At 61.9% G+C, this 20,585-nt stretch carries 21 protein-coding genes and 1 riboswitch; of the genes, 7 read left to right on the top strand and 14 right to left on the bottom strand.

The features are described 5' to 3' along the window. Genes secD through yajC form a run of 3 tightly spaced genes read right to left on the bottom strand, consistent with a single transcriptional unit; the run spans position 1 to position 3,095 of the window. Positions 1–1,623: a protein translocase subunit SecD gene (secD, locus tag JHL16_RS10010; protein ID WP_200184683.1), complete on the bottom strand. Its 1,623-nt coding sequence runs from the start codon at positions 1,621–1,623 to the stop codon at positions 1–3. 1 nt (position 1,624) lies between these two features. Beyond that, on the bottom strand, positions 1,625–2,698 hold the full coding sequence (locus tag JHL16_RS10005) for a SecDF P1 head subdomain-containing protein (protein WP_200184682.1): 1,074 nt from the start codon (positions 2,696–2,698) through the stop codon (positions 1,625–1,627). A 52-nt stretch (positions 2,699–2,750) separates the two neighbouring features. Continuing rightward, on the bottom strand, positions 2,751–3,095 hold the full coding sequence (gene yajC, locus JHL16_RS10000) for a preprotein translocase subunit YajC (RefSeq protein ID WP_137854869.1): 345 nt from the start codon (positions 3,093–3,095) through the stop codon (positions 2,751–2,753). Positions 3,096–3,256: 161 nt separating this feature from the next. Here yajC and JHL16_RS09995 point away from each other — a divergent pair, with 161 nt between their 5' ends. Then, a complete protein-coding gene (locus JHL16_RS09995; RefSeq protein WP_200184681.1) occupies positions 3,257–4,132 on the top strand; it encodes an ATP-binding protein in 876 nt (291 codons plus the stop codon). A gap of 63 nt (positions 4,133–4,195) precedes the next feature. Here the strand turns inward: JHL16_RS09995 and JHL16_RS09990 are convergent, their stop codons facing one another. The 3 genes from JHL16_RS09990 to JHL16_RS09980 form a co-directional block, all read right to left on the bottom strand. Further along, positions 4,196–4,858, bottom strand: coding sequence for a glutathione S-transferase family protein (locus JHL16_RS09990; protein ID WP_200184680.1), 663 nt, complete (start codon positions 4,856–4,858; stop codon positions 4,196–4,198). 92 nt (positions 4,859–4,950) lie between these two features. Next, on the bottom strand, positions 4,951–6,309 hold the full coding sequence (locus JHL16_RS09985; protein WP_246770850.1) for a LysM peptidoglycan-binding domain-containing M23 family metallopeptidase: 1,359 nt from the start codon (positions 6,307–6,309) through the stop codon (positions 4,951–4,953). Between the two features lie 121 nt (positions 6,310–6,430). Beyond that, positions 6,431–6,688, bottom strand: coding sequence for a hypothetical protein (locus JHL16_RS09980; RefSeq protein ID WP_137854873.1), 258 nt, complete (start codon positions 6,686–6,688; stop codon positions 6,431–6,433). 114 nt (positions 6,689–6,802) lie between these two features. Here JHL16_RS09980 and JHL16_RS09975 point away from each other — a divergent pair, with 114 nt between their 5' ends. The 3 genes from JHL16_RS09975 (at position 6,803) to JHL16_RS09965 (ending at position 10,062) form a co-directional block, all read left to right on the top strand. Then, positions 6,803–8,230, top strand: coding sequence for a homospermidine synthase (locus JHL16_RS09975; protein WP_200184679.1), 1,428 nt, complete (start codon positions 6,803–6,805; stop codon positions 8,228–8,230). 144 nt (positions 8,231–8,374) lie between these two features. Beyond that, complete coding sequence (locus JHL16_RS09970; protein WP_200184678.1) at positions 8,375–9,016, top strand: DUF6915 family protein; 642 nt, start codon at positions 8,375–8,377, stop codon at positions 9,014–9,016. Then, positions 9,013–10,062 carry a hypothetical protein gene (locus JHL16_RS09965; protein WP_200184677.1) on the top strand — a complete coding sequence of 350 codons (1,050 nt, stop codon included), beginning with the start codon at positions 9,013–9,015 and terminating at the stop codon, positions 10,060–10,062. The genes JHL16_RS09970 and JHL16_RS09965 overlap by 4 nt, the downstream gene beginning before the upstream one ends. Here the strand turns inward: JHL16_RS09965 and JHL16_RS09960 are convergent. The 8 genes from JHL16_RS09960 to JHL16_RS09925 form a co-directional block, all read right to left on the bottom strand. Then, complete coding sequence (locus tag JHL16_RS09960; RefSeq protein ID WP_200184676.1) at positions 10,059–11,567, bottom strand: aldehyde dehydrogenase family protein; 1,509 nt, start codon at positions 11,565–11,567, stop codon at positions 10,059–10,061. The genes JHL16_RS09965 and JHL16_RS09960 overlap by 4 nt on opposite strands. Positions 11,568–11,569: 2 nt before the next feature. Continuing rightward, the gene (locus tag JHL16_RS09955; RefSeq protein WP_246770904.1) at positions 11,570–11,845 is read right to left on the bottom strand and encodes a cupin domain-containing protein; all 276 of its coding nucleotides are present in this window, start codon (positions 11,843–11,845) and stop codon (positions 11,570–11,572) included. 243 nt (positions 11,846–12,088) lie between these two features. Further along, positions 12,089–12,454 (bottom strand): cupin domain-containing protein, encoded by a 366-nt coding sequence (locus JHL16_RS09950; RefSeq protein WP_200184674.1) that lies wholly within the window; start codon positions 12,452–12,454, stop codon positions 12,089–12,091. Next, a complete protein-coding gene (locus JHL16_RS09945) occupies positions 12,454–13,845 on the bottom strand; it encodes a glycosyltransferase (RefSeq protein WP_200184673.1) in 1,392 nt (463 codons plus the stop codon). Before JHL16_RS09945 ends, JHL16_RS09950 begins: the two co-directional genes overlap by 1 nt. 34 nt (positions 13,846–13,879) lie before the next feature. Beyond that, positions 13,880–14,644: an ABC transporter permease gene (locus tag JHL16_RS09940; protein ID WP_200184672.1), complete on the bottom strand. Its 765-nt coding sequence runs from the start codon at positions 14,642–14,644 to the stop codon at positions 13,880–13,882. Beyond that, complete coding sequence (locus JHL16_RS09935) at positions 14,637–15,497, bottom strand: ABC transporter permease (RefSeq protein WP_246770849.1); 861 nt, start codon at positions 15,495–15,497, stop codon at positions 14,637–14,639. The genes JHL16_RS09940 and JHL16_RS09935 overlap by 8 nt, the downstream gene beginning before the upstream one ends. 51 nt (positions 15,498–15,548) lie before the next feature. Then, on the bottom strand, positions 15,549–16,604 hold the full coding sequence (locus JHL16_RS09930) for a polyamine ABC transporter substrate-binding protein (protein ID WP_348647191.1): 1,056 nt from the start codon (positions 16,602–16,604) through the stop codon (positions 15,549–15,551). Positions 16,605–16,985: 381 nt separating this feature from the next. Next, positions 16,986–18,191 carry an aromatic ring-hydroxylating oxygenase subunit alpha gene (locus tag JHL16_RS09925; RefSeq protein ID WP_200184671.1) on the bottom strand — a complete coding sequence of 402 codons (1,206 nt, stop codon included), beginning with the start codon at positions 18,189–18,191 and terminating at the stop codon, positions 16,986–16,988. 123 nt (positions 18,192–18,314) lie between these two features. Continuing rightward, positions 18,315–18,529: riboswitch (cobalamin riboswitch) on the top strand. Positions 18,530–18,572: 43 nt separating this feature from the next. On the opposite strand from JHL16_RS09925, the gene JHL16_RS09920 reads away from it, so the two are divergent. Genes JHL16_RS09920 through cobW form a run of 3 tightly spaced genes read left to right on the top strand, consistent with a single transcriptional unit; the run spans position 18,573 to position 20,555 of the window. Continuing rightward, positions 18,573–18,746, top strand: a complete 174-nt coding sequence (locus tag JHL16_RS09920) for a CbtB domain-containing protein (RefSeq protein WP_137854881.1) — start codon at positions 18,573–18,575, stop codon at positions 18,744–18,746. Positions 18,747–18,758: 12 nt separating this feature from the next. Next, positions 18,759–19,514 carry a CbtA family protein gene (locus tag JHL16_RS09915; protein ID WP_200184670.1) on the top strand — a complete coding sequence of 252 codons (756 nt, stop codon included), beginning with the start codon at positions 18,759–18,761 and terminating at the stop codon, positions 19,512–19,514. Positions 19,515–19,517: 3 nt separating this feature from the next. Next, a complete protein-coding gene (gene cobW, locus JHL16_RS09910; RefSeq protein WP_200184669.1) occupies positions 19,518–20,555 on the top strand; it encodes a cobalamin biosynthesis protein CobW in 1,038 nt (345 codons plus the stop codon). Positions 20,556–20,585: the final 30 nt, after the last annotated feature.

Here is a 20,585-nt window from a genome sequence, read left to right as displayed (position 1 = left end):
TTACAGCGGAACCTCTTTGGGCTTGGCCGTCCTGACCCACCAGAAAACGATGAGCCGGGTGACGGTGAAAGCCGTGAAAACGGTGGTGATGATGCCGATGGCATGGGCGATGGCGAAGCCGCGTACCGGCCCCGAGCCCACGCCGAACAGAACCACGGCGGCGATGAAGGACGTGATGTTCGAATCGAGAACGGTGGCGAGCGCCGCCCTGAACCCGGTTTCGATCGCATTGAACGCGCTTCGCCCGTGTCGCCATTCCTCGCGGATGCGCTCATAGACGAGCACATTGGAGTCGACCGCGATGCCCATGGTGAGCACGATGCCGGCGATGCCGGGCAAGGTCAGCGTGAAGCCAGCCACCGACATGATGCCGATGAGCAGGATCAGGTTCACGATGAGCGCGACATTGGCGAAGATGCCGAACAGCCCATAGGCGATCAGCATGAAGCACATGACGGCGATGAGCGCGATGACCGAGGCGATGGCGCCGGCCCGGATCGAGTCGGAGCCGAGGCTCGGTCCCACGGTGCGCTGCTCGACCGCGATGAGGCGCGCCGGCAGCGCGCCGGAGCGCAGCACGATCGCCAGGCTGTTGGCCTCCTCGACGGTGAAGTTGCCGGAAATCTGCCCGGTGCCGCCGAGAATGGGCTCGTTAATGCGCGGTGCGCTGATAATCTGCTGGTCGAGGATGATGGCGAAGGGCTTGCCGACATTATCGGCAGTGAGCTTGCCGAAGCGCAGAGCGCCCTTCTGGTTGAACTTGAAAGAGACGATCGGCTCGTTGGTGCGCGAATCGAAGCCCGACGAGGCATTGTTCAGATCGGCGCCGTCCACGGTCGCGGCGCTCGAGGTCTGCACCCACATGATCACCGGTTGCGTCTGGGCCTGCGCGTTCTCCGCCTTCATCGGATAGGCGGCGCAGTCGGGCGGCGGATTGTCGGTCGCGGCGGCGGGCTGGCTTTCGCAGACGAGCTGGAAGGTGAGTTTCGCCGTCTGGCCGATCATCTTGACGACCTGATCGGGGTCGCCGACGCCCGGCAACTGCACGGCGATACGGTCCTTGCCCTGGCGCTGGATGGAAACCTCGGCGATGCCGGTACCGTTGACGCGTTTGTCGATGATGGCGAGCGACTGGTCGACGGCCTGGCTTACGCGCGCCTCAAGTCCCGCATCATTGAAGGAGAAGACGAATTGCTGGCCGGTGCGCTGAAGGCTGAAAATATGGCTCGCCACCCCCGTGCCGAAGAGACCGGTATCGAGCGGCTGGGTCAGATTGCGCAGGACTTGATTGGCCTTGTCGGTATCGGCGGCATCGGTGATCTGCACCGCGACGCCGGTCGGCGTGCGGTTGAGCTTGTAGCCGATGCGCGCCTCGCGCAGGACGGCACGAACGTCACCCATCTGCTGCACGATCAGCGTGTTGATCAGCTCCTTGCGGTCGACCTCCATGAGGACGTTGGACCCGCCCTGCAGGTCGAGGCCGAGCGTCAACGGGCGCAGGATGGTGTATTCACGCAGCTTGTCCTGCATGTCCTTGGTCAGGACATTGGGCAGCGCAAAGGCAATGCCGACCACGATCGAGGCCAGGATGGCGAGGACTTTCCAGCGGGAGAAATAGAGCATCTTAGAGGTCCGACCCTTTCGCCGGGGCGCTGCCGGCGGATTCGTTTGCGGCGTCTATATAGACCAATCGCGCCGGCAAGGCACCGGAACGCAGGGCGATTGCGAGGTTATTTGCATCTTCCGGGGTGAAGTGGCCGGAAATCTGGACGGAGCCGCCGAGAATCGGCTCGTTGATCCGGGGCGCGCTGACGACCTGGCCATCGAACACGATCGCCATGGGCTTGCCGACATTCTTGGCCGTCAGCTCGCCGAAAAGCTGGGTGCCCTGCTCGTTGAACTTGAAGGTGATGATCGGCTCTTTGGTCGTCGGATCGGTCTGAGCTTCCGAATTGGTGAGATATTTGCCATCGACACCCGCCCAACCCGCGGTTTGCACCCAGATCATCTGCCCGGAGCTGACCTTCAGCGGATAGGCCGCGCAATCCTCGGGCGGCTGGCCCGCCGAGTCCGTCGGCTGGTTGTCACAGATCATCTGGAACGCGAAAATGCCCGTCAGGCCAAGCGCCCGTTTCGCCTGATCTGATATTCCCTGCCCGGGCAGTTGAATGAGGATCCGGTTGAGCCCCTGGCGCTGGATGGACAGCTCGCTGATGCCGAGGGAGTCCAGTCTGCGGTTGAGAACCTCGAGTGCCCGATCGGTCGCCTCACTGGTCCTGATCTCCATGGCAGGATCGGACAGGCGGAAGCTGAATTGCTGACCGGTGCGTGACAACTCGAATGTCGGGACATCGGCGCCGGTCACGCTGGTGACCGGCTGGGTGAGCCGGCTCAGCAGCCCGTGCGCCTTGTCAGCGGCAGCGGCCTCGGTAAACGTCACCTGCACGCCATCGGCGGTCCGCTTCAGGCCGGCATAGCCGATTGCCTCGTGGCGCAGAAGGGCGCGAACATCGCCCACCTGCTGGGCGATCAGCGTCTCGCGCAGTTCCTTGCCGTCGAGCTCCATCAGGAGGCTGGTGCCCCCTTGGAGATCGAGGCCCTGTGTCATCGGCCGCAATCCCGTATACGCGTTGAGCATGTCCTGCCACGGCTTTGGCAGGACATTGGGCAGCGCGAAAACGACGCCGGCGAGCACCACGGCCAGGATGGCGAGGACTTTCCAGCGGGGGAAATGCAGCATGCGGCTCGACTTATTTCTTGGCCGTATCGTCTTTGACCGGTTCGCCCTTGGCGCGGACCTCGGAGATGGCGCTGCGCACCACCCTGACCTTCACATTCTCGCCGACCTCGACCAGAAGCTCGCGCTCATCGACCACCTTGGATACCCGGCCAATGAGGCCGCCCGATGTCACGATGGTGTCGCCGCGGGCCACCTTGCCGATCAGCTCCTGATGCTCCTTCTGGCGCTTCTGCTGCGGCCGGATCAGGAGGAACCAGAACACCACCATGATCATCACCAGGGGCAGAATCATCCCGATGAAGTCACCGGTGCCCGGGCTCCCCGTGGCCTGGGCAAAAGCGGGGGTAATGAACATAAAGGACGTCTCCTCTGAGCGGCGAAAAAGGCGGGGATTGAGGCCGCCCGGTTTGAGTTCAGGGGTATATAGCGCCGAACCCAGCCATTGCAACCGGCTGGAACCGCCTATGCGCCCCGGCTTCTTGTCCCTGGGAACCGGGGACGCTATGGACCTGCGCCATGTCCAAAGACCCCGCCAATGACGAATTCGTTACCCTTCTGAGCCGGATCGCCGTCGCCCTCGAGCGGCTGGCCCCGGCCCCGCCCCCCGCCTCGGACCTCGGCGCCGCCGCGGCCTTTATCTGGAACGCGCAACAGCGCCGGCTGGAGCCGGTGGCCAAGGTCAACCGGGTGGATATCGATCTCCTGCGCGGCATCGACCAGACCCGTGACATCCTCATCGACAATACGCGCCGTTTCGCCAAGGGGCTGCCGGCCAACAACGCCCTGCTCTGGGGCGCCCGCGGCATGGGCAAGAGCTCGCTGGTCAAGGCCTCGCACCACCTGGTCAACGAGGAGACCGGCGGCAAGCTCAAGCTGGTCGAGATCCATCGCGAGGACATCGAAAGCCTGCCGCAGCTGATGACGCTGGTCCGCGCCAATCCGGCCCTCTATTTCATCGTCTTCTGCGACGACCTCTCCTTCGATGCCAATGACACGTCCTACAAGTCGCTGAAAGCCGCGCTCGAAGGCGGCATCGAGGGGCGGCCCCTCAACATGATCTTCTACGCCACCTCCAACCGCCGGCACCTGCTGCCGCGCGACATGATGGAGAATGAGCGGTCGACCGCCATCAACCCGTCGGAAGCCGTCCAGGAAAAAGTCTCGCTCTCCGACCGGTTTGGCCTCTGGCTCGGCTTCCACAACTGCTCGCAGGACGAATTCCTAAGCATGATTGAGGGTTACGTGAAACGCCTCAATCTCAAGGTCAAGCCGGAAGACGTCCGTGCGCAAGCCATCGAATGGACCGCCACCCGTGGCAGCCGCTCGGGCCGCGTCGCCTGGCAGTTCGTCCAGGACCTCGCCGGCCGGCTGGGTGTGAGAATCGAGGAATGAGCGCTGGCACCCTTGCGGTTTCACACCAGCAAGAGCGCCTAATTTATTGAAATGGCTTAGAGTCTAACCCAGCGTCTTTTCATTGGCATTCCACTCTTCGATGGAATTGCCGACCGGGACCATCGCCCATTTCCGGTAGGCGGGGCGCTGCTGCAGCGCCTCGAACCAGCGTTTGATGTTCGGCGTATCAGGACGGCTGCAATCGAGCTGCGAATAGCGCCAGTAGAGCACGCCGAGCACGATGTCGCCGAAGGAGAAATCCTCGCCGGCGAACCAGGTCGATGCGGCGAGCCGCTTGTCGGCAATGGCGAGAACCGTGGTCAGCTTGGCGCCGGCGTCGGCAACCGCCTTGTCATTGCGCTCCGCAGGCTTCACCCGCACCAGATTCCAGAAGATCGCCGAAATATGCGGCACGACATTGAGCTGCTGCCATTCCATCCATTGCTCGGCCGCGGCGAGCGCCTTGGGCGCCTTCGGTCTGAGGCTGCCCTCGCCGTAGCGCGCCGCCAGATACCGCACGATGGCGTTCGATTCGAACATCGTGATGTCGCCGTCGCGCATCACCGGCACCAGTGCGTTGGGATTCATCTCGAGATAGGCCGGATCGCGGGTGCCGCCGAAGCCGCCGCCCACCGTGTGGCGCTTGAAGTCCAGCCCGAGCTCGTCGAGCGCCCAGATCACCTTCTGCACATTGCTCGAACTGCGGCGTCCCCAGATCTCGATCATGTCAGGCTCCCTGCTGAAAGCGCGTATCTATCGCACGCAAAAGCCCGGCCGCAAGGCCGGGCTTTCGTTACTCTCGAAAACGATACGCCGTGTCAGTTGGCGGCGGTCGAGTTGTTGAGGAAACGCATCGGGTCCATCGCGGTGGCGCCCTTGCGGACCTCGAAGTGAACCTGCGGGCTTGTCACCGAGCCGGTCTGGCCGGCCTTGGCGATGACATCGCCGCGCTTCACGGTATCGCCGCGCTTCACGAAGAGGTCCTTGTTATGGGCATAGGCGGTCACCCAGCCGCCGTCATGGCGGATGAGGACGAGATTGCCGTAGCCCTTGAGCTCGTTGCCGGCATAAGCGACGACACCGGCTTCGGCCGAGCGCACATCCGTGCCTTCCGGCACCGCGATATTGATGCCTTCGTTACGCAGGCCGCCCGGCTTCGAGCCGTAGCCCGAAATGACCCGGCCCTTGACCGGCCAACGGAAGGTCAGGCTGCCCGCTTCCTGGGCCGGCTGGGTGTCCGACACCATCTGCTGCGGCTGCTGCTGGATCGGCTTCGGGGCGGCCGAGGCCATATCCGTGTCGGCATCGTCGGCCGGTTCATTGGCGGCGACATTGGTCGAAGGCTGCGCGGCGCTCGGCGCCGTGGTCGACGGCTTGGCGGCGATCACCGGGCCTGCGCCCGAGCCACCCTTCGGAATGCGCAGGGTCTGGCCCTGGCGCAGTGCGGTGTTGTTGTCGAGACCGTTGAGCTTGGCGATGGCGAAGGGATGCACGCCATAGCTGCGGCCCAGCGAATAGAGGGTTTCGCCGGCGCGCACCGTGTGCTCGCCGCCGCCCGCCATCAGCGTGCTGCCCGGCTTGGCGTTGGCCGGCTGGGGCGCAAAAGCCGTGTCGCGGCCCGGAATGCGCAGGTTCTGGCCGACGCTCACCGAATAGGGAGCCGCCAGATTATTGGCGCGGGCCAGCTCGCCCACCGACAGGTTGTTGGCGCGAGCGATCGAATAGAGCGTCATGCCCGGCTCGACCCGAACCGAGCCCGATTTGGCCTCCATGGCCGGCTGCTGGTCGTTATAGGACGGCTCGGTCTGGGCCGACTGGTAATCCTTCGGCTGCAGGCTCGGCTGCTTGTAAACCGGCTTGTAAGTCTGCTGGTAGTTGTAGCCGTTGCTGGCGTAATTGCTTTCGGACGCTTTGCTACCGCTGGCGCCCAGCGGGCGGCGCGAGACCGTGTCACGGTCGGAGGCCGAAGCCACGTCCGTATCACCCCCAGCACTGCCGCCGCCCTGGACCTTTTTGGGTACCGAGGCGGTGTAGATGGAGTCGTCCGATGAGGAGGAGGAATCGGCGAAGCGGTCTACCGAGCCGGAACAGGCCGAAAGCAGAACGGCGGCCGCTACACTGAGAAGGAGCGACGCTTTCGACGGGAACCCGACGGCGCGCACGGAAGAGGAACGCATACCCAAAACTCCAGAAACCAACTGACAAGGGAACAATGCCTTGTTTAGGTTAAGGGAGCGTTTATTGGCTCAAATACGGGGAAAGTTTTAGGCAGATCGCCCCGGAAAACCGGCTGCTTCCTCAGATGCAGCCCAGTGCCCGCCTCTCGCTGTGGATCTCTTTGCGCTCGGCCCGCGCCCGATCGAGCTCGGCTTCGACCTCGGGGCCTGGATGGTGCTTCTTCCGGTACTGCAGGGTCGTGTCGATGTATTTGATGACCTGGCCTTCCTGGCGCGCCAAGCTCACACATTGCTGGTAGCTTGGCTCATCATTGCCATAGCGGCCCGCGCAGGCGCTCAACAGCATGGCAGCCGAAAGAAGGAGAAGTGATTTCTGCATAGGTCCCGAACCCCGCCTGTTTCGGGGGGAAGCTAGCGCATTTTCTGGTGTCATGCGACAAAACTCTCGGCTAAAGAGCGGCAATCCCCAACTTCAACGGAGTGCTTGCATAAAATGACCCTTTGGCCACAACACGCGACCTGGAACGGCCCCATTGTAATGATCGGTCTCGGCTCGATCGGGCGGGGCACCCTCCCCCTCATCTTGCGCCATATCGCCTGTGACCGGAGCAAGTTTACGATCATCGATCCAGATGATCACAACAAGCACATTGCCGATAAGGAAGGCATCGCCTTCATCAAGAAGGGACTTACGCCGAAGAACTACAAGTCGGTGCTGACGCCGCTTCTGACGACCGGCGAACAGGCCTTCATCGTCAATCTGTCGGTCGATGTCTCCTCCATCGAAATCCAGAAGCTCGCGCAGCAGACGGGCTCGCTCTATCTCGACACGGTCATCGAGCCGTGGCCCGGCTTCTATTACAACAGCAAGCTCGATAACGCGGCGCGTACCAATTACGCGATGCGCGAGCATCTCCTGGCCCTCAAGGAGAAATACAAGGGCGCGCACACCTCGGTCTCCTGCTGCGGCGCCAATCCCGGCATGGTCTCCTGGTATGTGAAGCAGGCGCTGCTCGACATCGCCGACGCCACCAAGGTGAAGATCAAGGAGCCGAAGACGCGCGCCGAATGGGGCAAGCTCATGAAGCGCCTCGGCGTCAAGGGCATCCATGTCGCCGAGCGCGACACGCAGCGCGCCAAGAAACCGAAGCCGTTCGACACCTTCGTCAACACGTGGTCGGTGGAAGGCTTCATCTCGGAAGGCCTGCAGCCGGCCGAGCTCGGCTGGGGCACGAACGAAAAGAAGCTGCCGCCCGGCGGCAAGAAGCACAAGACCGGCTGTGGCGCCGCGATCTACATCACGCGCCCGGGCGCGGAAACCAAGGTGCGTTCCTGGACGCCGACTCCCGGCCCGCAATATGGCTTCCTCGTCACCCACAATGAGGCGATCTCGATCGCCGACTATTTCACGGTTCGCGAGGGCCGCAAGGTCACCTACCGGCCGACCTGCCACTACGCCTATCATCCTTCCAACGACGCGGTGCTGTCGCTGCATGAGATGTTCGGCAATGGCGGCAAGAAGCAGTCGAATATCCACATCCTCGAAGCCGACGAGATCCTCGACGGCCGCGACGAGCTGGGCGTCCTCATTTATGGCCACAAGAAGAATGCCTATTGGTACGGCTCGCAGCTCACCATCGAGGAAGCCAAGAAGCTGGCGCCTTATCAGAACGCCACCGGCCTCCAGGTGACGAGTGCCGTGCTCGCCGGCATGGTCTGGGCGATCGAGAATCCGAAAGCCGGCGTCGTCGAGACCGACGAGATGGACTTCCGCCGCTGCCTCGACGTGCAGCGGCCTTATCTCGGCCAGATGACGGGCGTCTATACCGACTGGAACCCGCTCCAGGATCGCCAGACGCTGTTTGCCGAGGACATCGACAAACGCGATCCCTGGCAGTTCACCAACATCCTGGTGAAGTAAAAATCATCCCCTCTCCTACAGTAGGGAGAGGGGATATTCTCCCTGCCTGCCCCAATATAGTATGTCCTCCACGGACATTTTGGGCAGTGGCATGGTCTTTCGTTCTACAAAGCAACATCGAATCTCCGCTGTGCGGTGCCCGCCGTGAGGCCGTGGCAACATGCTGTCTCGTCTTTGGCCGGGCGGCCGGCGACCGACTCCGCTTTATGGGGATCGCTTCTGGCGCTGCATGAATTTCTCGACATCTCCAAGGCCGGCTGCGCCGACAAGCGGCACCGGATCATGCTGCATCATCATGACCTCGGTGGCCGGATAGCGGCTCAGGGCTTTCCGAGCCTCAACGATGTCGACGGACTGGTCAGGCAGCATGTCCGCGAGGATCTGGGCCACGAGGCGAGTTTTGCCGACTGGATGGACTGCGTCGACATTCCGGCCCTGCCCCTGCCCATCTTCCGTCGAATTGCCGGTGGTCCGGAAGGCGTGGCGAACATGGTAATCACCCACTTGCCCGCGGAACGCTCGGAGGCTGCCCACCGCGTCGCACAGCTGCTCTTCCTCCCCAAGGCCCATGCGCCGGACCTGCCCGATAGCTGTCTCGCCGTCCTCATGAACAGCGTCGGACCGTTCGTGGTCCGGCAGGTGATGGGACCGCCCGTCATCGAGTGGATCGGCGGCCGCCGCGTAGTGACGGATTGGGGCTGGATCGCTGAAGCCGTCATCATGGCCTGCTTCGGACGCATCCCGGATTTGCGAGAAATCGTGGCTTGTGTCAAAGGAGAACCATGACCAAAGTCGCACAGCTTTCCGAGACCGACTATGTCCGCTTGCTACTCGATCATGCCGATCGTCTCCGCAAACTAGGCTCTGAGCCCCTGGCTGTCGCCTGCGCCACCAACAAGTTCAACGACGGCGATGATGATGACTACTGGTCAGCCGTGCAGATCGGCCATGGCTATTGGGAGCAGTCCCTGTTCTTCGAGAATGAATCGCGGAACCACAGCACCGCCAAGCATAGCGACGATGCCGAACCAGCTTTTGCGTTAGGCCGCGAGATCATAGTGAGTCTTGAAAAAGAGGAGTGGCGGCGGGCAGGCGAAGATATACTGGCGCGAGTTCCAGGGTATTACCCCGGGGGCCTGGGCTACATTTATGCGCTTATCATTCAGTACGATCAGGTTTGGCTTTGGGTTGGTGCACCGAATGATCCCGAGGCCTTTCTTTACGCCTGCCACTCGTCCGAGCTGGTTTTGACCGCCATCGATAAAGAGCGCCTAGATCAGTTCATCGGAGCACCAAACCTGCTCTTTCCCGAAAGTTTCCGGCAAGGTTCATTACCCTTCCTGTCACCCACAGCGCAGGCTCACTTCCGCCCCCGGATCACCGAACAGGCTGCATCACAGGAGCTTGGACGACTGGTCGATGACGTCGTCACTCAGCTTCGTCGCGTGACGGCTACACCGGTCGCTTTCTGGCTGGCGCCCTGTGATCCGGATTTTGTTATAAAGGCTGATAATACCGTGGCTGTGTCCAAGATCATCAATGATCTCGATCCGTCGAAACTCCGCCAGCTTTTTGAAAGAGCAACAGGGCTCGATACGCAAGAGAACAATGCACGGGGAAGAGCGGTCGGCGGCGCCGGCGGCATCGTCTTCACGGTAATCGGAATGGCGGTTACCGTTGTTTTCGAGATATTTGTGTTTTCCCTGGATCGGACGAAGGGCCTTACATTCGAAGGATACAGCCACCGGCGCATCCCGAATGGTCAGATCGAAGGACATCAATATCTTGCGTTAGCCGATCCCGGCTTCTTTGAGCCTGTCGCTTCGTCTTAAGCGCGGCCCTTTCCTTTGTAGAACCAGTCTTTCGGATAGGGATACCACCAGTCCTGGACGGTGGGCTCGTGGTCGATGACGACCATCTTCGAGCGCCGAAAAGCGTCAAGCCCCTGACGGCCCAGCTCGCGGCCGAGGCCCGACATTTTCCAGCCGCCGAAGGGCAGCGCATCATTGTCGATGAGCGGGTTGTTGACCCAGACCATGCCGGCTTCGAGCATCTCCGCCGCCTGCATCGCCTCTTTCAGGTCGGTGGTGAAGACAGAGGCGCCGAGGCCGAAATCGCTGTCATTGGCGAGGCCGAGCGCTTCTTCGAAGGACGACACTTTGCAGATCGCCGCGACCGGTCCGAAGATCTCGTCGCGCATCACCGTCATTTTCGGCGTGCAACCGGTGAGGATCGTCGGCTCGTAGAACCAGCCGACATTGCGCTCGGGCGGCACGCGGCCGCCACAGACGATCGTCGCGCCCTGCTCTTTCGCTTCACCGACGAGGCGGATCACCTTGGCGCGCGCGGCTTCCGACACAAGCGGACCGATTTCGGTTTCCTCGAGGCCGTGGCCGATGCGCAGCTTGCGCGCCATCTGGGCGAGCCGGTCGACGAATTCGTCATGCACCTTCTCATGCACGAAGAAACGCTCAGACGACGTGCAGATCTGGCCCGAGAGATGGAAGGCGGCCATGGCGGCGCCCGGCACCGCGACATCGAGCGGGGCATGTTCCGAGATGATCATCGGATCATTGCCGCCGGCCTCGATGATGCAGGGCTTGAACTGCTCGGCACAGGCCACCGCGACTGCGCGTCCGCTCGCAACGCTGCCGGTGAAGGCGACAGCATGGGTGTTGCGCGAGCGGATCAGCGCCTGGGCCACATCGGCGCCGCCGGTGAGGCAGGAGACGAGGCCCGGCGGCAGGACCTTGCCGAAATGCTCCATGAAGGCCAGCGTGCACAAGCTCGTCGCCTCCGCCGGCTTGATGATGCAGGCATTGCCGGCGGCAAGCGAAGCCGCCACCGTCCAGCACATCAGGAGGATGGGGAAGTTGAACGGCATGATGTGGACGGAGACGCCATAGGGCTCGTAGCGCGAGAACTGGAACGAGCCCGCCTGCGTCGTGCCGGCCACCTTGCCGGCATCGTCGCGCGCCATCTCGGCGAAATAGCGGAAGGCCGGTGCCACATTGAGAAGCTCGCCCACGGCTTCCGGATAGGGCTTGCCCATCTCCAGCACCATGAGGCGGGCGACGTCATGCATGTCGGCCTTGGCGATGGAATCCGCCAGCTCATGCAGCAGTCGTGCCCGCGTCTTGGCATCGACCCGTTTCCACTTGCGCTGCGCGTCAAGCGCCTCGATCGCCGCATCCTCGGCGAGCGCCGGAGTAGCGAGCGCGATACGCCCGGTGATGCTGAGATCGGCCGGGTTGACGATATCGCGGAACTTCACCCCGGCCGGGACGGCCCAGTCATTGGCGCGGAAGACCTGGCCGGCCGCGGGATCGAAAGCCATGGCTAGCGGATCATGTAGACTTTGCGGATCGTCTCATGCACCCGGCACGTGCCCTTCCAATCCTGCGGGAAGAAGGCCGTCGTGTCGGGGCCGATCTCGATGACGTCACCGCTTTCATGCGTGTAGGTGCAGCGGCCGGTGAGGAAATGGCAGAACTCGTCCTTGGTGACATGGCAGTTCCAGTAACCCGGCGTGCAGATCCAGATGCCGGTCTCGCTCTGGCCTTCCGGTCCCTTGTGCAGGACGATGCCGGAGGTGCGGGACTCGCCTTCGATCATGGTGGGGATGACTCCCCAGTCCTTGAACGGCCCCGGATAATTCGCCGGATCGACGATATGCGGCGCGGATGAATTCAGATTGGTCGGCATTTTCTCTCCTATGAATCTCCCCTCTCCCCATTTCGTCATTCCGGCGAAAGCCGGGATCCACAAAAGCCCCACAAGGCGGTCGGCGCCTCCCGGATTTGCTTATTCAATGGGCCCCGGCTTTCGCCGGGGTGACGGTTGAGGAGCATGATGTTCCTAACTCAACATATACACATTGCGCATGGTCTCATGGACCACGCAAATGCCGGTCCAGCCGGCGGGGAACAGCACCGCCGTTCCCGGCACGATCTCTATCTTCTCACCTGATTCATGCGTGTAGGTCGCCCGCCCCGAGACGAAGTAGCACAATTCGTCGCGCGGAATCGACAGCGGCCAGGTGCCGGGCGTGCATTGCCAGAGGCCCGATTCCGGCCGGCCATCAGGCCCCTTGTGCAACAGCACGCCGTCGCTTTTGGAATTGCCGGCGATCGGGTTGGCCTGATGACCCCAATCCTTGAGCGGCCCCGCATAGTGCGCGGGGTCGATGACATGGGGAGCGGTCGACTGAAGTCCCTTCGACATCAGGCGGCCTTCTTGCGGCGCAGGAGGCCGTCGATGACTTTCGCCGCCTTCACCGGACCCTTCTGCTTGCGCATGTCCTTGGACGTCTTCTTGAGCTTCGCTTTCATCTTCTTGTCGGTGAGCATCCTTGTGATGCGGTCGGCCATGACGTCATCCGTCCACTCGTAGCGGTCGAGCTTGAAGCCGTGGCCGGTCTCCTCGACACGCGTCGCATTGTCGTGGCCGTCCCAGACATAGGGCATGATAATCGCGGGCTTGCCGAAATAGAGGCATTCGGTGAAGGAGTTGTTGCCGCCGTGATGGATCACGGCATCGACCTGCGGGATCACCGAAGGCTGCGGATACCACTTGTCGATGAGCACATTGGCCGGAATGTCCGTATACTGATCCATATAATCGCCGACATTGACGAGCGCGCGGACCGGCAGCTTGCCGATGGTGGTGATCAGCCGCTTGAGAAGATCGACATCGCCCGAGCCCAGCGAGCCGAAGCTCACATAAAGCAGAGGCTTGTCGTTGTTCTTCTTGAATTTCGGCACTTTGTAGGCGGCGTCCTTGCGCACGCAGCCTTCCAGATACTGGAACTGCTTGGGCGACAGCCTGTGCCGACGCTTGAACTTCACCGCGGAAGGATAAAGCAGCAGGTTCATATGCGGCGAGGCCTCGAAGAACTGGCCGAGCGGATAGGCCTTCTCACCGACGCTCTTGAGGAAGCCGTTGAAATTCTCATGGATCGGCTTGATCACCTCGTTGAAGCGCTTGCGGTAGGAGGCAAAACCCTTCTTGTCCTTCTCGCCGCAGCCCGACAGATGCGGCGGGATATCCGGGTCCTCGATCTCATTCTCCGAGCAGGAGATGATGCGCACCCAGGGTTTCTTGTTGTCGCGGGCATAATGCTTGATCGCCGGAAACAGGATCACATTGTCGACGCAGACGACATCGGGCTTGATCCGGTCGAGCACGCCGGGCAGGTCCTTCTCCGCCCATTTGGCGGTTTCGACGATCATCTCCCAGCAGCCCTTCACGTAATTGTCGATCTGGTCAAAGGGCGTTTTGCGGAAATTCGGGATATGGCCGTTGATGAAATCGACCCAGAACTTGGCCATCTCCTCGGGCGGCAGCGGCTCCGACAGATTGACCGGGTGGGCTTCGAAGCCATACCCCTTATAGACATCGAGAAAACCCGGATCCGACAGGAAGACCACCTTGTGGCCGAGCTTCTCCAGTGCCTGGCCGATACCGACCGAATTGAGCGCCGGGCCGAAAGCGGCCTCCGGGAATAAAGCGATGACCTTCTTCGGCTTCTTCACCGCCTTGCGCGCCGGTTTCTTCGCGACGGCTTTCTTCACGACCTTCCTGGCCGCCTTCTTCTTCACTGCCTTCTTCGCCATGATGAGATCCCTCTTGCCTCCACTTTAACAGCTATCACGTGCCCGGCACACTGCCGCGGTTGAAACGTTGCGCCGTCAGCACCAGGATGAAGCTGACCAGCAATATGATCGTCGCCATCGCATTGATCTCGGGTGTCACGCCAAAGCGGATCATCGCATAGATCTGCATCGGCAGCGTGGTCGAGCCCTGCCCGGCGCCGGCGGTGAAATAGGCGATGATGAACTCATCGATCGACAGCGTGAAAGCGAGCAAGGCCGCGGCGACCACCGCCGGCCAGATGAGTGGAAAGGTGATCTTGCGGAAGGTCGTCAGCGCTCCCGCCCCCAGATCATAGGAAGCCTCGGTCAGCGACCAGTCGAAGCTCTTGAGCCTGGCGCGCACCACGGCGCAGACAAAGGCGATGTTAAACACGACATGCGCCAGGATGATCGAATGCAGGCCGAGGGTGAACTTCACCATCGTGAAGAAGGACAGGAGGGCTATGGCGAGCACGATGTCGGGAATGATCATCGGGGTGAACAGCAAGGCGTCGAGGCTCGCGGAGGCCTTGCGGCGCTCGACGCCGAGCGCCAGCAATGTACCGATGGTTGTGGCGATGAATGTCGAGATAATGGCGACGATCAGCGAGTTCTTGGCGGCGGCGATGATCTTCGGGCTTTCCAGCAGCCTTCCGTACCAGTCGGTCGAAAAGCCGGTCCAGGCGGTCGGCATGCCGGCCTTGTTGAAAGACAGGATCATCAGCACGGCGATCGGCGTGTAGAGGAACACATAGATGAAAGCGAGATAGGCCTTACGCATGGCCCCGCCCTTCCCCACGCGCCCGGTTGGCGGCGATGGCTTGGGCGAACAAAAGCAGCAGCATCACGGCGATCAGGAAAACCGAAAGAGCCGAGCCGAAAGGCCAGTCGCGGGCGGTCAGGAACTGGTCATAGATCAGGTTGCCGACCATCTGCAACTTGCCGCCGCCTAGGAGGTCTGGGGTGATGAAATTGCCGATCGACAGCACGAAGACGAAGACGGCGCCGGCGGCGACGCCAGGCGCGGTCAGCGGCAGCGTGATGCGCCAGAATGTGGTGAGCGCACCGGCCCCCAAATCGCGCGAGGCCTCGGCATAGGACGGGTCGAGCCGCTGCAGCGCCGAATAGATGGCGAGGATGACGAAGGGCACGTAGTTGTAGACGAGGCCCAGTATGACCGCGAATTCGTTGTAGAGCAGCGGCAGGGGCGCGCTCGTCAGCCCGAGCCATTGGAGAAAATTATTGGCGAGGCCGGTTGGGTTGAGCAGCACGATCCAGGCATAGGTGCGGATCAGGTAATTCGTCCAGAAGGGCAGCATCGCCATGAACAGCAGCGCCGTCTGATGGCGCGGCGCCGATCTGGCGATGGCATAGGCGGCCGGATAACCGATCAGCAAGGCGAAGAAGGCGGCGAGCCCGGCGATGCGGGCGGAATCGAGGAAGATCGACAGGTAGAGCCACTCGCCGGCGCGGGTGAAATTGGCGAAGGTGAAAACCGACCAGTCGACGCCGCCATAGGTGCCGCGTTCATAGAAGGCGGTCACGAGAATGATGGCGCAGGGCACCACCATCAGAACACCCAGCCAGACAAGGCCGGGAAGCATCAAAAGCCAGGAAGCCAGTCTTTGCGGCATGACACCGTTTCGGGGAGCGGAAGTGATCTCCGCTCCCCTGAGGTTGTTCGCTTATTTTGAAGAGGTGATCTCGGTGACGACCTTCGAGAAGGTCTTCATGCCGTCGCCCAGGTCACGCAGCTGCTCATATTTGAGCAGATCGGCGGGCGCGATCGCCATGTTCGGATATTTCTCGAGCATGGACTTGTCGATCGCGTCCATGCCGGCCTTGTTGGGCGTCTTGTACATGATGTTCTCGACCACCCATTTGCCGGTGTCGGCCTTCAGGATGTAGTCGAGGAATTTGTAAGCGGCGTCCTTGTTCTTGGAGCCCTCGACCATCACCATGGTGTCGACCCAGAGATCGGAGCCTTCCTTGGGCACCACATATTTGATCTCGGGCTTCTCAGCGATGCCGTAATTGCACCAGCCGTCCCAGGCCTGAACGAGCGAGGCCTCGCCCGAAACGAGCTTCGAATAGAAAGTCGTATCGTCATAAGCGAGCAAGGTCTTCTTGGTCTCGATGAGGAGCGCCTTGACCTGGTCGAGCTTGGCCGGATCGATCTCGTTGACCGACATGCCAAGCGCCAACTCGCCCGCCGCCATCAGCCAGCGGTCGGTCGACAGCATGGTGGTCTTACCCTTGAGATCATCGGCGGGCTTCAGAAGATCGTTCCAGCTGGTCGGCGCCGTCTTTACGACATCCGAGCGGTAGCACAGACCCGTGGTGCCCCAGGCATAGGGAATGGAGAAGGTGTTGCCCGGATCATGCTTGAGCTGGCCGGCCTCGGGATAGAGATTGGCGAGATTGGGGATCTTGGCATGATCGAGCTTCGCCGCAATGCCGAGCTTGTTGAGCGCTTCGGCGAAGGGCGAGGAGACGAAGAGCACGTCATAGCCCTCGCCTTTCGAGGCGACGACCTTGCCCATGATCTCCTCATTGGTCGCATGCACCGCGACCTCGACCTCGATGCCGGTCTCTGCCTTGAACTTCTCCGGCAGGTCCTTCGGCATATAGCCGTCCCAGTTGGAGATCACGAGCTTCTCGGCGGCCTGAGCGAGGCCTGAAGCCAACAGCATGGCGGCTCCCGCCACACAAGCGGCGGACATGATTTTACGCAGTTTCACGGTACCCTCCCTTATGGATTCTTATGGCCATGACTGTGCCATGCCCGGCTTCGAACCCGCAAGGGGGGCGCGGGATGAGAAGGTTGGCCGGATCAGGAGACGCGCCTATGCTGCATTGATGAGAAGGCACAAGGATGATGAAAAACGAGAATTCCTAGTCGTCCATGACTATAGGATGGGCGGATTTTGGGCGATCATGCGCGCAAGATCGCCCGAGGAAATACATGCGAAGTACCAAGACGTGACGATCCTCGAAAGACGCCCGTCCTGGATGACGAGGGTTGAATATCAAAGCATGAGGCGCAAGGACGCTTACGATATTGACGGGCCTGAGGTCTGGATGCCCTCACTTCGACGAGAACAGAAAACTTAAGTCTCTGGTCAGCTCCGGCTGGCGAGCAGTGTCTGGTTGATCGTCTCGACCTGCCCCTTGGCCGGCTCGCTGACGAGCGCCGCCACGGGGATAGCGGCACGCAACGTGTCGTGATAGTCGCGCACGCCGGCCTCGAGATCGGACAGGATCATATTGCTGAAGCCCGAGGACTGCATCGATTCCCACGACCATTTGATCAGCTGGGCATCCTCGGCGCCGGTGACACGGTCGATGCGATGCGCCAGATAGCGCGCCACCTTGGCCTCACGGCGATCGTCGCGCGGCGCATAATAGGCCATGCGCTGCACGGTCTTGCCCACCTCGACCGGCAGCTCCTGATAATAACCGACGAGATCGGGATAAAGCATGATCACCAGATTGGGGAACATGCCGAGATAGACCCAGCGGCCTTTCGCCTCGTCCGGCAGATGCGCCATGTCGGGGCGGTGCTTCACATAATTGCGTACGCTCCAGAAGCGCGGCGCCACGCCGGTGATGCGGCCTTCCGAGCGGGACACGCCGGCATGGGGCCGGCCGTCCTTATATTGCTGGCCATAGAGATCATGCAGCGCCGGATGGGCGATCGGCACGTGATAGCCTTCATTGTCGACGTCGCGCACGGCCTTCCAGTTCACCTCCAAAATGTCACGCGTCTGCGGTGAATAGGGCTTGATGTCGGCGAGCCTGTAAGGCGCCACTTCCTTCTCGTGCTCGGCCATGAGGCTCGCGACCGAGCCTTGCGGACCCGGCTTGAAGCGCACAAAGACGAAGCCCTGCCAGATCTCGTGCTCGAGCGGCACCAGGCCGTGGGTCACGGGGTCGAGCTTGGGGAAAGTCTTGGCCTTGGGCACGGCGCGCAGCGTGCCGTCGAGATTATAGGACCAGCCATGGAACGGGCAGACCATGGCGCTCTTGCAGCGGCCACTCTCGCCCGCCACCACGCGTGAGCCGCGATGCCGGCAGACATTGTGGAAGGCACGCACCAGCTTGTCCTTGCCGCGCACGATGAGGGCACGCTCGCCGGCGATGTCGAAGGTCGTCCAGTCGCCCTCCTGGGGCACGTCGCTCACATGGCAGGCAAGCTGCCAATGGCGGCGGAACAGCTCGTCCTGCTCGAGCTGGAAGAGCTCCTTGTTGAAATAGGTCCAGGGAGGCAGGCCGGCACGCTCGTCGTCACCGAGACGGGTTGGCGCCAGAGGATTGATCGCATCCATTTTTTGCCTCCTTTCTAATTGAACGTTCAATCAATATAGCCTGACGAGGCCTCCGAGGGCAATAGGAACAGACTGCTGGAATAGGTCTGGAAAAGCCGAAGCTTGACGGGCGGTTACGCCCGTGGCACCCATGCAGGACGCGGTGTTTCGATGCCATACGGCTAGAAACCGAACAGGGAACACGGTGCGGATGACCCAAATCGGGGCCAAAACCGTGACTGCCCCCGCAACTGTGAGCGGTGAGGACGCATGCAGACTAGGCCACTGGGAAACCGGGAAGGCCGCGTGCTTCCGCCCGAACCGCAAGTCAGGAGACCTGCCGCGACCACCGAGGGCCCTGCCCTCACTTTGATTTTTGAGCACACGGAGGGTGTTACGCTCATGACGACCGACCGGATTTCTACTTCCCTTTCGCTTTCCCAGCGCGTGGCCGCGGGAATCAGCGCCATGGTTTTTGGCGGTTTCCTGATTTTCGGCGTGGGCCTCGCCCAGGCGGATAACCTGCACAATGCGGCGCATGACACGCGCCACTCCATCGGCTTTCCCTGCCACTAAGCAGGTCTCGACATGATTGGGCGGGTTTTGCTCGCCGCGCTCCTCGCAGGGATCGCGGCCGGCTTGTTTTATGGTGCGATCCAGCATGTGCGGCTCACACCATTGATTCTCGAAGCCGAGAAATATGAAAATGCCGGCGACGGTCATTCGCATGACCATGCCGCCGCAGCCACCACGACAGACACGACAGCGGCGCAATCCGCTCCGGCAGAGACCACGACGGCACAATCCACCCCTGCTCCCGCCGAGGAGGAAGAAGGCTGGGCCCCGGCCGATGGTACTGAACGCACTTCCTTCACGTTCCTCGCCAGCATCATTGCCGGCACCGGCTTCGCGGCATTGCTCGCCGGCGTCAGCCTGTTGAGCGGAACCCGCATCACGCCGCGCAATGGCGTGCTGTGGGGCATTGCCGGCTTCCTCGCCGTGCATCTGGCCCCTGCCGCAAGCCTGCCGCCCGAGCTTCCGGGCATGCCGGCTGGTGATCTCCTCCTCCGCCAGGTTTGGTGGGTGGGCACGATCGCGGCAACCGGCATCGCCATCTGGCTCTTCACCCAGCGCACCGAAATGTGGGCGAAGGTGGCGGCCGTGGTGCTGGTGGCCATTCCTCACATCATCGGCGCGCCGATGCCGCCGACCCATGAAAGCGGCGTCCCGGCGGTGATCTCGGCGGCCTTCGCAGCCAATACGCTTGCCGCAGCCGCGCTCCTGTGGATCGCGATCGGCGGCTTCCTCGGTCTCGCCATGGACCGTTTCGTCAAAGAGGCTTGAAGAATGTCGCTTCAAAAAATACCCGCCACCGTCATCACCGGCTTTCTCGGCGCCGGCAAGACGACGTTGATCCGCCACCTCCTGCAGAATGCCAAGGGACGGCGGATCGCCCTCGTCATCAATGAGTTCGGCGATATCGGCGTCGATGGCGAGATTCTCAAAGGCTGCGGCGACGAGGTCTGCCGTGAGGAGGACGTCGTCGAGCTCGCCAATGGCTGCATCTGCTGCACGGTGGCGGATGATTTCGTACCGACGATGAAGAAGCTGCTCGAGCGGGACCACCCGCCCGAGCATATCGTCATCGAGACCTCCGGCCTGGCGCTGCCGCAGCCTCTGGTGCGGGCCTTCAACTGGCCGGAGATCAAGTCACGCGTCACGGTTGACGGCGTCGTCACGGTGGTCGATGCCAAGGCGCTCTCCGAAGGCCGCTTCGCCGATGACGAGGAAGCCGTTGCCGCCCAGCGCGCCGCCGATCCCAATCTCGATCACGAAAATCCGATCGAGGAGTTGTTCGAGGACCAGCTCAACTGCGCCGACATGATCGTGCTCAACAAGACCGATCTTCTCCAGACGCACGAGACGGAGAAGCTCTCAGGCGATCTCAAGGGCCAGATCCGCAAAGGCGCCAAGCTGGTGCCGGCGCAACATGGCGCACTCGACGTGGCCGCTCTGCTCGGTATCGCTTCGGCAGCCGAAGACGACATGCATAACCGCCTCTCCCATCACGAGATGGAAGGCGAGGTGCAGCATGATCACGACGACTTCGTCACCTTCTCCATGTCGCTGGGGCCGATCGCCGATCGCGAGAAGCTGCTCAAACGCATCGAGGACCTCATCGCCGAGCACGATATCCTGCGGCTCAAAGGTTTTGCCGCGGTCGAGGGCGCCGCGGGCCGTCTGCTGATCCAGGCGGTTGGCCCCAGGCTCAACAGCTATTTCGACCGGCCCTGGCGGGCGGATGAAAAGCGGTCGAGCGAAGTCGTGGTGATCGGTCTCAAGGGACTGGACCGGGCCGCGATCGAGGCCCGCCTGAAGGGGTGAGCCATATCCTCAGGTTGAGGAGCAAAAATG

This window comes from Taklimakanibacter albus, assembly GCF_016595235.1.
GTDB classification, from domain to species: domain Bacteria; phylum Pseudomonadota; class Alphaproteobacteria; order Rhizobiales; family Aestuariivirgaceae; genus Taklimakanibacter; species Taklimakanibacter albus.
The sequence above is the reverse complement of the archived record's forward strand: the minus strand, read 5'-3'. Positions and strand labels throughout refer to the sequence as shown.

Bases quoted from the DNA above. Each gene is read 5' to 3' on its own strand.
- secD (WP_200184683.1), bottom strand. From the start codon at position 1,623: ATGCTCTATTTCTCCCGCTGGAAAGTCCTCGCCATCCTGGCCTCGATC.
- yajC (WP_137854869.1), bottom strand. From the start codon at position 3,095: ATGTTCATTACCCCCGCTTTTGCCCAGGCCACGGGGAGCCCGGGCACC.
- JHL16_RS09995 (WP_200184681.1), top strand. From the start codon at position 3,257: ATGTCCAAAGACCCCGCCAATGACGAATTCGTTACCCTTCTGAGCCGG.
- JHL16_RS09990 (WP_200184680.1), bottom strand. From the start codon at position 4,858: ATGATCGAGATCTGGGGACGCCGCAGTTCGAGCAATGTGCAGAAGGTG.
- JHL16_RS09985 (WP_246770850.1), bottom strand. From the start codon at position 6,309: ATGCGTTCCTCTTCCGTGCGCGCCGTCGGGTTCCCGTCGAAAGCGTCG.
- JHL16_RS09980 (WP_137854873.1), bottom strand. From the start codon at position 6,688: ATGCAGAAATCACTTCTCCTTCTTTCGGCTGCCATGCTGTTGAGCGCC.
- JHL16_RS09975 (WP_200184679.1), top strand. From the start codon at position 6,803: ATGACCCTTTGGCCACAACACGCGACCTGGAACGGCCCCATTGTAATG.
- JHL16_RS09965 (WP_200184677.1), top strand. From the start codon at position 9,013: ATGACCAAAGTCGCACAGCTTTCCGAGACCGACTATGTCCGCTTGCTA.
- JHL16_RS09960 (WP_200184676.1), bottom strand. From the start codon at position 11,567: ATGGCTTTCGATCCCGCGGCCGGCCAGGTCTTCCGCGCCAATGACTGG.
- JHL16_RS09955 (WP_246770904.1), bottom strand. From the start codon at position 11,845: ATGATCGAAGGCGAGTCCCGCACCTCCGGCATCGTCCTGCACAAGGGA.
- JHL16_RS09950 (WP_200184674.1), bottom strand. From the start codon at position 12,454: ATGTCGAAGGGACTTCAGTCGACCGCTCCCCATGTCATCGACCCCGCG.
- JHL16_RS09945 (WP_200184673.1), bottom strand. From the start codon at position 13,845: ATGGCGAAGAAGGCAGTGAAGAAGAAGGCGGCCAGGAAGGTCGTGAAG.
- JHL16_RS09940 (WP_200184672.1), bottom strand. From the start codon at position 14,644: ATGCGTAAGGCCTATCTCGCTTTCATCTATGTGTTCCTCTACACGCCG.
- JHL16_RS09935 (WP_246770849.1), bottom strand. From the start codon at position 15,497: ATGCCGCAAAGACTGGCTTCCTGGCTTTTGATGCTTCCCGGCCTTGTC.
- JHL16_RS09925 (WP_200184671.1), bottom strand. From the start codon at position 18,191: ATGGATGCGATCAATCCTCTGGCGCCAACCCGTCTCGGTGACGACGAG.
- JHL16_RS09920 (WP_137854881.1), top strand. From the start codon at position 18,573: ATGACGACCGACCGGATTTCTACTTCCCTTTCGCTTTCCCAGCGCGTG.
- JHL16_RS09915 (WP_200184670.1), top strand. From the start codon at position 18,759: ATGATTGGGCGGGTTTTGCTCGCCGCGCTCCTCGCAGGGATCGCGGCC.
- cobW (WP_200184669.1), top strand. From the start codon at position 19,518: ATGTCGCTTCAAAAAATACCCGCCACCGTCATCACCGGCTTTCTCGGC.